The sequence below is a fragment of the Streptomyces sp. NPDC057638 genome (assembly GCF_042800315.1).
GTDB lineage: Bacteria > Actinomycetota > Actinomycetes > Streptomycetales > Streptomycetaceae > Streptomyces.
In genome coordinates this window covers 1-11,607 of the sequence record NZ_JBHVHF010000264.1, presented here as the reverse complement: position 1 = coordinate 11,607, position 11,607 = coordinate 1, and the positions used below count along the sequence as shown (strand labels likewise).

General features: G+C 67.6%; 11 protein-coding genes. 3 read left to right on the top strand and 8 right to left on the bottom strand.

The window, feature by feature from the left end; all coding sequences use genetic code 11:
* The first annotated feature begins 243 nt into the window (after positions 1-243).
* Positions 244-765: a GNAT family N-acetyltransferase gene (locus ACFVIM_RS27225; protein WP_384306458.1), complete on the top strand. Its 522-nt coding sequence runs from the start codon at positions 244-246 to the stop codon at positions 763-765.
* On the opposite strand, the gene ACFVIM_RS27220 is transcribed toward ACFVIM_RS27225, so the two are convergent.
* The 7 genes from ACFVIM_RS27220 to ACFVIM_RS27190 are packed head-to-tail and all read right to left on the bottom strand — an operon-like array spanning position 729 to position 8,577.
* Complete coding sequence (locus ACFVIM_RS27220; protein WP_384306455.1) at positions 729-2,891, bottom strand: ATP-grasp domain-containing protein; 2,163 nt, start codon at positions 2,889-2,891, stop codon at positions 729-731. The two genes, ACFVIM_RS27225 and ACFVIM_RS27220, sit on opposite strands and share 37 nt — an antisense overlap.
* Positions 2,892-2,904: 13 nt before the next feature.
* Positions 2,905-4,203 carry a diaminobutyrate--2-oxoglutarate transaminase gene (gene ectB, locus ACFVIM_RS27215; protein ID WP_384306452.1) on the bottom strand — a complete coding sequence of 433 codons (1,299 nt, stop codon included), beginning with the start codon at positions 4,201-4,203 and terminating at the stop codon, positions 2,905-2,907.
* Positions 4,204-4,246: 43 nt separating this feature from the next.
* Positions 4,247-5,137 carry a cupin-like domain-containing protein gene (locus ACFVIM_RS27210; protein ID WP_384306450.1) on the bottom strand — a complete coding sequence of 297 codons (891 nt, stop codon included), beginning with the start codon at positions 5,135-5,137 and terminating at the stop codon, positions 4,247-4,249.
* Positions 5,134-6,150, bottom strand: coding sequence for a PLP-dependent cysteine synthase family protein (locus ACFVIM_RS27205; protein ID WP_384306449.1), 1,017 nt, complete (start codon positions 6,148-6,150; stop codon positions 5,134-5,136). The genes ACFVIM_RS27210 and ACFVIM_RS27205 overlap by 4 nt, the downstream gene beginning before the upstream one ends.
* Positions 6,147-6,809, bottom strand: a complete 663-nt coding sequence (locus tag ACFVIM_RS27200; protein WP_384306446.1) for an FMN-binding negative transcriptional regulator — start codon at positions 6,807-6,809, stop codon at positions 6,147-6,149. Before ACFVIM_RS27200 ends, ACFVIM_RS27205 begins: the two co-directional genes overlap by 4 nt.
* Entirely contained in the window at positions 6,784-7,233 is a 450-nt protein-coding gene (locus ACFVIM_RS27195) for a DUF3291 domain-containing protein (RefSeq protein ID WP_384306443.1), read from the bottom strand. The genes ACFVIM_RS27200 and ACFVIM_RS27195 overlap by 26 nt, the downstream gene beginning before the upstream one ends.
* A 6-nt stretch (positions 7,234-7,239) precedes the next feature.
* Entirely contained in the window at positions 7,240-8,577 is a 1,338-nt protein-coding gene (locus ACFVIM_RS27190) for a SidA/IucD/PvdA family monooxygenase (RefSeq protein ID WP_384306440.1), read from the bottom strand.
* Between the two features lie 197 nt (positions 8,578-8,774).
* Here ACFVIM_RS27190 and ACFVIM_RS27185 point away from each other — a divergent pair, with 197 nt between their 5' ends.
* Positions 8,775-10,007 (top strand): NAD(P)/FAD-dependent oxidoreductase, encoded by a 1,233-nt coding sequence (locus ACFVIM_RS27185; protein WP_384306438.1) that lies wholly within the window; start codon positions 8,775-8,777, stop codon positions 10,005-10,007.
* A 201-nt stretch (positions 10,008-10,208) separates the two neighbouring features.
* Here ACFVIM_RS27185 and ACFVIM_RS27180 read toward each other — a convergent pair whose 3' ends face one another.
* Complete coding sequence (locus tag ACFVIM_RS27180; RefSeq protein WP_384306435.1) at positions 10,209-10,514, bottom strand: hypothetical protein; 306 nt, start codon at positions 10,512-10,514, stop codon at positions 10,209-10,211.
* Positions 10,515-10,722: 208 nt separating this feature from the next.
* On the opposite strand from ACFVIM_RS27180, the gene ACFVIM_RS27175 reads away from it, so the two are divergent.
* Positions 10,723-11,607: ATP-binding protein (locus tag ACFVIM_RS27175; protein WP_384306432.1), on the top strand; the 885-nt coding region annotated here is incomplete at its 3' end.

Below are 11,607 nucleotides of genomic sequence, written 5' to 3'. Positions count from 1 at the left end.
GCCAGACCCGGCCTGTGGGAACGGGCGGGGGCCGACGGGTTCCGGAGCGGGTCCGCGGGTGCGGGGCCGACCCCGGCGTATTCGAGTCGAGCGAGGTTCACCGCGGGTCCATCCCCGCGGGTGCGGGTCCGGCACGACCTCTTCGCTCGCCCCGGGGTCGTACCCGGGTCCATCCCCGCGTAGCGGGTTCGACAGCGGTGGCGGACCGTGCGCGTCCCGTCATCGCTTCGGTAGCCTCGGCCGGTGACCTTCGACCTCCAGCCGTATCTGAGCGGCGCACTCGTGGACGTGAGGCCGTTGCGCGAGGAGGACTTCGACGACCTGTACGCCGTCGCCTCCGACCCGCTCATCTGGGAACAGCATCCGGCTCGGGACCGCCATCGGCGGGACGAGTTCACGCGCTTCTTTCGCGAGGCGATCGGCTCCCGGGGCGCACTCGCGGTCATCGACCGGGAGGACAGCCGGTTGATCGGCTCCTCGCGGTACCACGGGTACGACGCCGAGCGGGACGAGATCGAGATCGGCTGGACCTTTCTCGCCAGGTCTCACTGGGGTGGTGCGTACAACAGCGAGCTGAAGCGTCTGATGATCCTGCATGCCTTCCGGTTCGTCGGTGCGGTGGTCTTCCTCGTAGGACCGGAGAACGTGCGGTCCCAGCGGGCCGTCGAGCGTATCGGAGGTGTGCTCAGCGGCACGCGGACCCAGGAGAACGGTGCGGAGAGTCTGCTCTACCGGATCGACTCCCACACCTTCGCTCCGTCGTAGAGTCCGTTCTCCTCGATGCGGCGCAGCTCCTCATAGTCAGCGGCGATCTGGTCCTGGTCATCTGAGATCAGATAGACGAATCCGGGCGAGGTCGCGACGTCGATGGTGCGCGGGACGGGGTGCCCGGCCGGATGGGCCAGCACCTCGTGGGCGTACGAGGGCAGAGCGCGCACCGGCGTCATGGCCTCGGCCGACGGGACCACCCCCTCTTCCCTCGGGTTGATCAGCGAGACATGACGGGGCCGGATCAGCACCTCGTACGCGATCGGTGGCAGGCCGAGGAACTCCCGTGGTTTCGCGGCTGCCAGGGCCAGCATGTGCAGCTGGCTGGTGCCCAGGCAGCTGACGTTGATCTCGGGTACCTGGCCGCCGCCCAGGCGGGCGCCGCACTCGACGAGGACGGGCCCTCGCCGCGTCAGCATGACCTCGCTGTGCGCGGCGCCGTTGCGGATCTCCAGCGCGTCGAGGACCTGACGGGTGTACCGCTCCACGGCGAGCGCCCGGGGGTCACCGGGATCCACCGGCACGTGGTGGTCGAAGATGATGCGACCGCCGGGCAGTCGGCGTTTGTGGTAGCGCCAGATCTCTGCCGTGCGGTGTTCGCCATCGCGGCTGACCGTGTTGACGAAGTACTCGTCCCCGTCGAGGAACTCCTGGGCCAGGACGGTCGCGTTGGGCCGCCCGTAGCGGTCCGACCGTGAGGTGATCCGAAGGTGAGCGGCGCGCGCTTGCGCCTCATCGGAGCAGTAGAGGACGTTGTCGGTGCCCGCGCTGGCGACTGGTTTGAGCACGATCGGGAAGTGTGCCTCCTGCCGGGCCCAGAGAAGGATCTCCTCGACGTTCGAGGAGACGATGGTCGCCGCGTGTGGTACTCCGGCCGCACGCAGCGCCTGGACCATCTCGTACTTGTCCCACCGCGCCCGGGGCCGGTTCATACCGTTGCCGGGCGTTCCCAGGGCGGCCGACAGCTGGTCGGCCAGCGCTACCCCGGACTCCGTGCCCGCGACGACGAGGCCCACACCGGCCCGGGACAGCGCCCCCGCCGTGGCCGTGAGATCACTGTGGTGATCGACGGAGCCGACAAAGCCCTTCGCGTTGAAGGTGAGATACAGATCAGGGACGGGTGAGTGGACATGGACGCACTCCACTCCGTGCTCCTTCAGGGCAGCGGGGAGGCCACGGCTCGTGGAGTAGGCGTCCACAATCGCAACGCGCATGGGCGGGGATCCTCGTCTCGTGAGATGTCGCGCCACGACACCGACGCCGACCAGGAGCGTGATGCCCAGGGTGCAGACGGTGGAAATGAGCGACACCGTCAGTCGTCGGTCGAACAGCTGCATGACGACGGTGAAGCCGGGGCCGAGGCACAGGAGCAGGGATACGGTGATCGGCTCGGCGTACTTGACCCCGACCTGGAGCAGGTACAGCGGAATGAACACCGAGATAAGGGCCAGGAGGACGCCAGGGCCCAGGGAGTCCGCGAGGCGGGGGGCATCGGCGGCACCCACCATGGCCCAGCTGAGAGCGATGGTGAGAAAGAAGCGCACCGACATCACGTCCTGCGGCGCGAACCCGGCCTCGCTCAGCCGTTTGGAGTAGACGATGTTACTCGCGGAGGCCAGGCCGGAGACAACGGCCAAGGCGATGCCGATGCCGGCCTCCCGGGTGCCGATCTCGCCGACGGCGCTCTGTCCGGCGATGGAACTCCAGGTCAGCACGGTGATCAGAAGGAAGATCCCGCCGGACGCCGCGAGCTCCACGGCGAGGACCCGGCGGCCTGGGCGCAGGAGTGTCCCGCCCAGCGCCAGGAACACCGGGCCGATGGCCAAGCTGATCACGTTGGTGACCGCCGGTTCGAGGTGCTTCAGCGCGAACAGCACGGTGAGCCAGGCGGCGGCCGTGGTGATGTTCAGCGCGATGATGTCGCTCCCCCTGACCCGGGGCCGGACGGCGGCTCGGGTGCACCTCGCCACGACGACAGAGGCGGCCCCCGCGAAGGTGAAGGAGAAGGCGGCGACGGCCGCGGGGTCGAGGGTCTGGAAGAGATGGCCGGCGTAGACGTTCACCACCGCGGTCGTGAACGCGTAGCCGACGACGGGCAGGATGCCCCAGCTGACGTTCGGCATTGCCTTCCCGTGCTCAGAGCGGTGCGGCCACGGCACCGGTGATCGCGTCACCGAGGATGTGCAGACCTTCGTTCAGATCCCGCTCCGAGATCAACAACGAGGGCAGCAACTTGACGACTTCGTCACACGGACCTGCCGTCTCCAGCAACAACCCGCGATCGAACGCGGCGCGGCTGACCTTCTGGGCGACGCCAGGATCAGGGAAGTGCAGTCCGTGCATCAGTCCCCTGCCGCGGTGCGTGGCGCCCATGGACGGGTACGCGCGGCAGAGCTCGTCCAGGTGTGCCTCGACTATGGCGCCCTTGCGCTGGGTGCTCCGGCTCAGGCGATCGTCCGACCAGTAGGTCCGCAGGGTAGCCGTCGCCGTGATGAAGGCGGCGTTGCTGCCGCGGAAGGTCCCGTTGTGCTGGCCGGGGCGCCAGATGTCCAGGTCGCGGCGGAACAGTGTGAGCGACAAGGGGAGTCCGTACCCGCTGAGGGACTTCGACAGACACACGATGTCCGGGACGATTCCCGCGTCCTCGAAACTGAAGAACCGCCCTGTCCGGCCGCAGCCCGCCTGTATGTCATCGACGATCAGCAGGATGCCCGACCGTGTGCACAGCTCGCTCAGACGCCGAAGCCACGCGCCGTCCGCCACATTGACGCCGCCCTCGCCCTGGACCGTCTCGATGATGACCGCGGCGGGCTTCTCCACCCCGCTGCCGGGCTGTTCCACATACCCTTCGAGGAGATCGAGACCGCTGATTCCATGACGGCCGAAGCCCGGGAAGGGCAGGCGCAGAACATGCTCCAGAGGTACGCCGGAGGCTGCGCGAGCGGTGTGGTTCGTGGTGACGGACAGCGCCCCCAGGCTCATGCCGTGGAAGGCTCCGCTGAACGCGGCGACGGTACGCCTGCCCGTGGCCCTGCGGGCGATCTTGAGCGCGGCCTCGACCGCGTTGGCGCCGGTCGGCCCGGTGAACTGGACCTTGTAGTCCAGTGCTCGGGGGGTCAACACCAGCTCGCCGAGTGCTCTCAGGAACGTCTGCCTGGCCTTGGTCATCATGTCGAGGCTGTGCATGACACCGCCACGTTCGAGGTACTCGATCAGAGGCCCGCGTAACTCCGGGTTGTTATGACCGTAGTTGAGCGCGCTCGCCCCCATGAAGAAGTCGAGATAGGCCTGCCCGTCGACCGAGTAGAGCCGGTCCCCGGCGGCCCGGTCGAATACGGCGGGCCACATCCTGCTGTAGGACCGCACCTCCGACTCCAGGTCCTTGCTGTCCCCGGGTTCCGTGTCCGCGCGGAGAACGGTGGGTGGCTGCGTCATTCCGTCTGTCGTCTTCCGTTCATGACCGGTATCGCAACTCCGATCAGCTGACGTACGTGAGGTAGGACTTGTAGAAGGGGTAGAGGTATCTGGAGGGGACGCCGAGTCCGAGACCGATCAGGGACACAAGGTTGTAGTAGCCGTTCCTGACCGGTGCTCCGCGCAGGACGCTCAGCACGCCTCGGGCCGCGCTGTCAGCGGTGTGCCAGTCGATGTTGAAGGAACTGGAGAGGCTCAGGTTCCGCACATGGTGGAGCGTCCCGGGAGGCAGGTAGAGGACGTCGCCCGGTTCGAGGACCACGGTGACCGGTGTGGTCCCGGCGGCACGCGGGAAGCGGTCGTAGTCCGGGGAGGTCGGGTCGAACTCCGCCCAGCGCCAGCCCCGCGGGTAGCACAGCTCCCGCTGGGATGCGGGCAGCAGGGTGAACTGCTTGCGGCCTGCGAGGTGGAAGAAGAGGTTGTTGGTCAGGAGAGTGTCGAAGTGGAGGGGCGTCTCACTGCCCGCGGGCCCCATGAAGTACTGGGCGTACTGCCACCAGTTCTCCCGGTACCAGGAGGGCAGCAGGAACAGCGGGAAGGGATCCACGTCCCTCCGGAAGGGTGCGTGAGCCAGGAAGAGGGGCACATCGTGGAGATAGCCGGGGCCCTCGGTGACGCGCCCGGAGGCGCGGTCGCGCTCGTGCCGCTCCAGTTCCTCCGCGTAGTCGGCGAGTCCCGTGATCACCCGTCGGCCCTCGGACACGTCGCCGCGTTTCACCGGGAGCCTGACGGTGCTCGCTGACGTACGGAAGTACTCCGGCCCCCAGTCGTGGGCGCGCCACCGCTGTGTGAGACCACTCATCACGACGGGCCTGCCGGGTTCCACGAACGCGCTGTAGAAGTCCTGACGGCTCAGTGATCCGACGCGCGGCACGCTCTCCCAGGTCGGTCTCACCTCTCCGTCTCCGGTCCAGTCGTCGGTTCCGGGCCCTCGTCGAGCAGGCCGTTGGCGGCCATCCAGTCGTCGTCGTACACCTTGGACATGTAGCGGCTTCCGCTGTCCGGGAAGATCACGAGCACCTTCTTGCCGGTCAGGTCCTCGTCCCGGCTCTCCATCCAGCGCAAGGCCCCGGCGAGCGCGCTGCCGGAGGAGATGCCGGCGTGGATGCCCTCCAGCCGGAGCAGCTGACGGGTCATCAGGGAACTCTCTCTGTCCGTCACCCGCAGGACATCGTCGATGACACCGAAGTCCATGGTTCCGGGGATGCTGTCCTTGCCGATGCCCTCGACAAGGTAGGGCCGGGGCTCTACGCGTGTGCCGGTGTGGTACATGTCGTAGAGGACCGATCCGACCGGGTCGACTCCGATCACCCTGACGCCGCGGCGCTGCTCGGCGAAGTAGCGGCCGGTGCCGCAGAGGGTGCCGCCGGTGCCGAGCCCGCCGACGAGGACATCCACGTCCGGTAACTGTTCCACTATCTCGGGGCCGGTGTGGCGGTAGTGGTAGCCCGGGTTCGCCGGGTTGTTGTACTGGTCGAGGTAGATCGAGTTCGGTGTCTCCGCGGCGATCCGGCGCGCCACCGCGCAGTAGTTGTCGGGGTCCGGTGGCGGCACGGTGCGGGTGACCACGACTTCCGCACCGAAGGCCCGGAGCATCCTGATCTTCCCCTCCGACATCTTGTCCGGGACGGTGCAGATCAGCCGGTAGCCCTTGACGGCCGCGGCCATCGCCAGACCGATGCCCGTGTTCCCGCCGGTCCCTTCCACCACGACCCCGCCCGGCCGCAGCAGGCCCCGGCGCTCGGCATCCTCGATCATCCACCGGCCGATCCGGTCTTTGACCGAGCCGGCCGGGTTCATGAACTCCAGCTTGGCGAAGACCTCGGCGCTCGTCCCGGCGGTGATGCGGTTGAGCCGGACGATCGGGGTGAAACCGATGGTGTCGAGTACGTTGTCGAAGACCTTCATGCCGTTCCCTCCATGTCGGCCAGGACGCGGACGGTGCGTTGCTGATGGCGGCGCGACTTCTCCATGAGGGCGTCGAGTGCGCGCGTGCGGTCTTCCCAGGACTTCTCCTGGGCGAACTTGAAGGTGCCACCAAGCACGTCGACCGTGATGCGGAAGAACGAGATGTTCCGGAGCTGTGAGCTGAACTCGGGGGTGTCCGGATCCAGCCGGTAGTCGGAGCCGTTGGCGGTCTCGAAGAATTCGACCGCCTGGATCATGTGGGACCGCTTCTCCTCCTCGTCACGGATAACTCGACTCATTCCGGCAGCTTGGGCCACGGCGTAGTTCCAGGTGGGGAACTGGCGAGTCGCGTAGTCGGTAGGGGAAATGTAGGCGTTGGGCCCGAGGAAAACCGCCCTCACCTTGTGGTTGTCGAGACAGGCCAGCGCGGGATTGTGATTGTCGAGGTGACCGACCAGGGTGACCTCGACAGGCTCCGCGCTCCGGGCCGTCATGGCCTCCTCGACGACCAGCGGAAGAAAAACAGGGCTACCGCTCCGCACATCCTGCGGGACAACCATGGCCAGCGGAAAGTGACGCAGGAACAGGACCAGACGTTCCCTGTCCTCGGTGTAGTAGGCCGACGTCAGATACCTATTCATGGTCGGCGGCCGGTTCATGCACATCGGTGAACGAGAACGCGTAGGCACTGGGACCGTTGTCCTGGAGGAACGCGAGCCGGTGCTTGGCCTCCTCCAGCGACGGCCTCTCGTCCTCGGGAACCCACCACAGAACATAGCTCGGACGGTCCCAGGTCTCGAACCATTTCAACCGCTGACGCAGGACGTCCGCGTGACCGGATTGGTAAACATAATCCTTGAGGTGTGCAACCGTCTTCCATACCGAAAGGTTGAAGATGATGGTGGGGTCCTCGTATGTGCGGATGGCCGTGGCGTTCCCGCTGTCATCCTGGAGACGCCAGACGAATCCGTCCCAGGCGTCGGCGATAACGTTGACGGGTGCCAGACGGTCTACGAAGTCCCGCATGAGCGGATGGTCCAGCGATTCCCGTTCCTTGGAGATGTTGAACTGGGCTACGTACATGGCTTGTCAGTCCCCCGGTGGTAAGGATGCCGCAGCTGTGTCAGGTGCCGTGTCGAGCGCGTTCGCCAACGCGCGCTCCATCTCTGCCGCCCGATAGGAGAGCAGGCTGAAGGAGCCCGCGTCGCCCAGTCCGTGGGAGTGCTCGCACAGACCGTTCAGAAAGATCGGCGGCGCCGAGGGGCGATCGTTCGCCGGAACAAGTTGATAACTGCGCGTAATCAAGGGAACCCCGTCCTGGTCGACGGCGTAGTTGTCCACCACCCCTGCCAGCAGGGGGTGATGGAGTTCCTCGTTCTCGGCCCTACCGAAGTTCCGGAACCCCGTGGCCAGGATCACCGCGTCGACGTGCAGTGACTCTGCTTCATGAGTGTGTACGTCCTGCAGGAGGAGCTTCATGCCGTCGTCCTGCGTCAGGACCTGACTGATGCGCGTGTTGTTGCGGACAGTGATCGAGGAGTCTTCGCGGACCTCGTTCTCGTACAGGAGGAAATAGAGCTTCTTGATGACGTCGTGATCGGCAGAACCGTAGTTGCTCCGCAGAACCTGCTCGTTGAGCTGTCGCTTCGACTGTGCCGGTACCCCGTAGAAGTAGTCGGTGAAGCTGGGCAACAGGAGATCTTCCGTGAACGGGCTGGTGTCCTTCAGTACGTAGCTGAAGGTGCGGAATACGCTGTGCACGGCCGTGCCAGGCAGGGCCGCATGCAGATCGAGGATGATCTCAACTGCACTCTGACTGGCGCCGACGACAGCGACAGACGACGGCGCACCACCCCTGCGCCACTCGTCCCTGCGGTACGCGTAGTCGGTGAAGTGGAATGCCCTCGTTCCCAGATGAGGCTGGAAGACCGGCGGGATGTTGTTCGACCGGCCAGGAGCGAAGGAGAGCGAGCGAGCCCGATAGGTGCCCTGCTCGGTGTTCACGTGGATCAGATTACGACCACGCTGAGGGTCGACCTCGTCACTCAGCGAGACCTCGATGACTTTTTCCGAGTAGTGGACCAATCCGGAGAAGTGATCCGCGACCCATTGCACATACTGCGCATAGTCGGTGCGCGGCGGATAAGGGGAATCGACATTGAGGAAATGGAACAGCCGATTCCGGCTCTTCAGATAGTTCAGGTACCCGTAGGAACTGCACGGGTTACGTGGGGTGATGAAATCCCGGAGAGGGTTGTGCTGAATATCGGAACCCGCGAGAAGCATGCCCGGCTGCCAGGCCGGAGTGGCGTTCGCTTCGAAGAAGGCCAATGAATGATTACTTCCGCTTTCCGCATGGGCCACGGCGAGGGCGATGTTGGCCGGACCGAATCCCACACCCACGGTGTCGAAAACCTCAGCGCTCACACTTTTCATGGAGTGCCCCCTGTCAAGGTCTCGCAGAGCTCTCAGGGGCGGACCGTAACATCCGCCAGGGCAGTAGATCGCACGCAGATTGCGAACAACTTAAAGTGAATATGAGCGGTCCCGCAAGACCCTTTATCATGGACCCACCGTCGCGTTTCAGCCATTTCCTGGGGTATTGACCTGGCCAGCCGGGGCTGATGTGTTGCGCCGCGACGCCTGATGTAAGGTCGCGCACCATGACTCGCCGGATCGTGGTCATTGGTGCCGGAATTGTTGGGTCCGCTGTCGCTGAGCACGTGAGCCGCCGAAGTGACTGCTCGGTGACGGTGATCGATCGGGCGCCACCGGGAAAGCTGCCCGGTTCGACCGGTCACGCCCCGGGATTCGTCGGTCTCCTCGGCCCGGACCCCGCGCTCACCGAACTCGCCCTGCGAAGTCGGTCGGAGTACCGGGCGCTGTGCCCGCGCGGGCGTTCGGCCTTCGACGAGACGGGCGCGTTGGAACTCGCGCTCAGCGAGGAAGGAGCGACCGCGCTGACGCTCCGCAGGGAGACGGCCGCGGCGGCGGGCTTGCCGGCCCGGTTGGTGGACGCGGCGGACGCGGCTCGCCTCGCGCCTCGCCTGGTCGACCCCACCAGGGTCGTCGCCGCCTTGCGGCTGCCATGGGACGGGGTCGCTCACGCGGGTCTCATCACGGCCGCGCTGCGTGCTCGGGCCGTAGCGGCCGGGTGCCTCTTCGTCATGGGAACCGGCGTCACCGCGATCGACGGACGCGGCGGTCGTGTGCGAGGCGTCCGCACGGCCACCGACTCCTTCGCGGCCGACGACGTGGTCCTCGCGTGCGGGATCTGGGGCCCGGACATGGCCGCGCTGGCCGGCGTACGGCTACCGCTCGTACCTGTGGTCCATCCTTACGTCTACGGGAGACGCCGATCGGCCCGGTTCGGCCCGACGCCCCTCGTGAGATGGCCCGAGCACAGCGTCTACGCTCGGGACCACGGCGACCGCGACGGCTTCGGTGGATCCCACCACGACGCGCTCGTCGTCGACGTCCTCACCGAACAGGCGCAGATCCGCTGGCCCGGCGGCGATCTGGACGACGCGGTGTCGGCGGCCCTGGAGCTGTTTCCCGCGGAACACGCATGGCATCCGAGCGAGCGCATCGCCGGTGTGCTGTCCCTCACGCCGGACAAGCGCCCACTCCTGGGCCAGTTGGGGGACGTGACGGGATTGTGGGCGGCGGAGGCCGTGTGGGTGACCCATGCGGCAGGCGCCGCGGAGGCTCTGGTCGCGGCGATGTACGACGAACGACCGCCTCCTGAGTCCGTCGCGGCAAGCCGCTTCGACGGCGTACCGCCAAGCGAGATCCGGCGCGGGGCGGTGGCGGCCTACCGAGGGGACGCAGCGCCCCGAAGCAAGACCCTCGAATAACCCCTGTCCTGATCAGCGGCTGCGCCGGGCGGGCGCCGCCGCCTTGTCCCGGGCTCACCACGTCGATGGCTCACCGTCGGTTCGTGACCTGGTTCCGGGCCTCGACGGACGGGTCCGACTCGACCGCCGGCACCGCGGTCGGGGCCGGGTCCCCTCCCGGCATTCCGAGGAACGCCGGGAGGGGACGAGAGGCCGCCAAGGTCAGCTTCCCACCGGCTCCGGGGGCTTGGAGGCATCCTTCGTCACCCGGGACAGGGTCAGTGCGCAGTGGCCGTCGACGCAGCTGCGCCGGAGTCTGCCCCGGGACACGGTCTGGGCCAGGCCGATGGTCCAGCACACCGGGCAGCCGCGCAGCGCCAGCAGGCCCACGGGGGCGAGGACCAGGCTGACCGGGCCCGTGAGCGGGAGCAGGAGGATCGAGGCGGCCAGGGAGCCGAATCCGGCCGCGCCGCGGGCGAGGTGGCGGGGGATCGAGGTGCTGGCGAAGTCTCCTTCCTCACGCGTCATCGCCACCTCCCCCGGATATGGCGTACTCAGGACGCAGGGACTCGCGGAGGGCGGTCCGGGCCCGGTGGAGGCGGGACTTCATCGCGGACCTGCCAGAGATGCGTGCGGGGTGCACGTGGCAGGTGTTCCCGGGGAGCGGGGCGGAGATGATCTTGATGTCTCCGGGCGCGGAGCGCGCGGAGGCACCACTCCGAGGGGGAAGGACCACATGAACGACAGAGAGTTACTGGAACGGCGGAGCGCGCTGGAGGCGGCCGCGTATGCCGGCACCTCGACCCGTGGTGGCCAAGGCCGCTGGCTGCTGCTCCACGGTGACACGGGCAGCGGACGCACCGCGCTGCTGAAGGAGATCGTCCGCCGGGAGTCGACGGCGGGCCGGATGCTCCGTCTGGAGGCCAGCGCCGTTCCGGCCGAGTCCGGCTTCGCCTTCTCCCTGCTCCGTGGTCTGTGTCCGACGGATGGGCGGATCCCGTTCGACGAGGTCTCCCCCGGCGAGGAACAGCGGCTCTTCCACCACCTCACCCAGCGTCTGAGCGACACCGCCGCCACACGTCCCCTGCTGCTCGCCGTCGATGACGTCCATCTCGCGGACGCTCCGTCACTGCGCTGGCTCGGCTATCTCTCCCACCGGCTCTCCGGCCTGCCCGCCCTCCTCGTGCTGACCGCCTGCACCGATCCCACCGCCCCCCGGCCCGGGACCGCCCTGCTGCCCGGGGCCGGGCTCTCCCCGGCCACCGGAGACGCGGTTCCGCTGCCGCCGCTCGGGCCGGTCTCCGTCGCCCGGCTGCTGGACCGGCAACGGATACCGCACGGTACGAGAGCACTGGCCGACATCGCGGGCATCGGCCGCCCCGCGCTGGTACGGGCCATGGCCCGGGGATCCGGCCCGGACGGCACACCCGCCCCGCTCGGAGCGGAGTACCGCGCCGCGTTCGCCCGCTGGCTGGGCTGCCCCTCGACACCGCACCGCCGGACGATCGCCCTCGCGCTGGCGGTGGCGCTGGACCACGCGGCACGCCGGAGGCCGGCCGCCGACGCCCCGCGGGCCGACCCGTCCCCGTCCGGGGACGGGGCTCCCACGCCAACCGGGTCC

Coding starts and splice junctions, on each gene's coding strand:
- ACFVIM_RS27200 (WP_384306446.1), bottom strand. CDS start 6,809: ATGAACCGGCCGCCGACCATGAATAGGTATCTGACGTCGGCCTACTAC.
- ACFVIM_RS27180 (WP_384306435.1), bottom strand. CDS start 10,514: ATGACGCGTGAGGAAGGAGACTTCGCCAGCACCTCGATCCCCCGCCAC.
- ACFVIM_RS27185 (WP_384306438.1), top strand. CDS start 8,775: ATGTGTTGCGCCGCGACGCCTGATGTAAGGTCGCGCACCATGACTCGC.
- ectB (WP_384306452.1), bottom strand. CDS start 4,203: ATGACGCAGCCACCCACCGTTCTCCGCGCGGACACGGAACCCGGGGAC.
- ACFVIM_RS27205 (WP_384306449.1), bottom strand. CDS start 6,150: ATGAAGGTCTTCGACAACGTACTCGACACCATCGGTTTCACCCCGATC.
- ACFVIM_RS27195 (WP_384306443.1), bottom strand. CDS start 7,233: ATGTACGTAGCCCAGTTCAACATCTCCAAGGAACGGGAATCGCTGGAC.
- ACFVIM_RS27220 (WP_384306455.1), bottom strand. CDS start 2,891: ATGCCGAACGTCAGCTGGGGCATCCTGCCCGTCGTCGGCTACGCGTTC.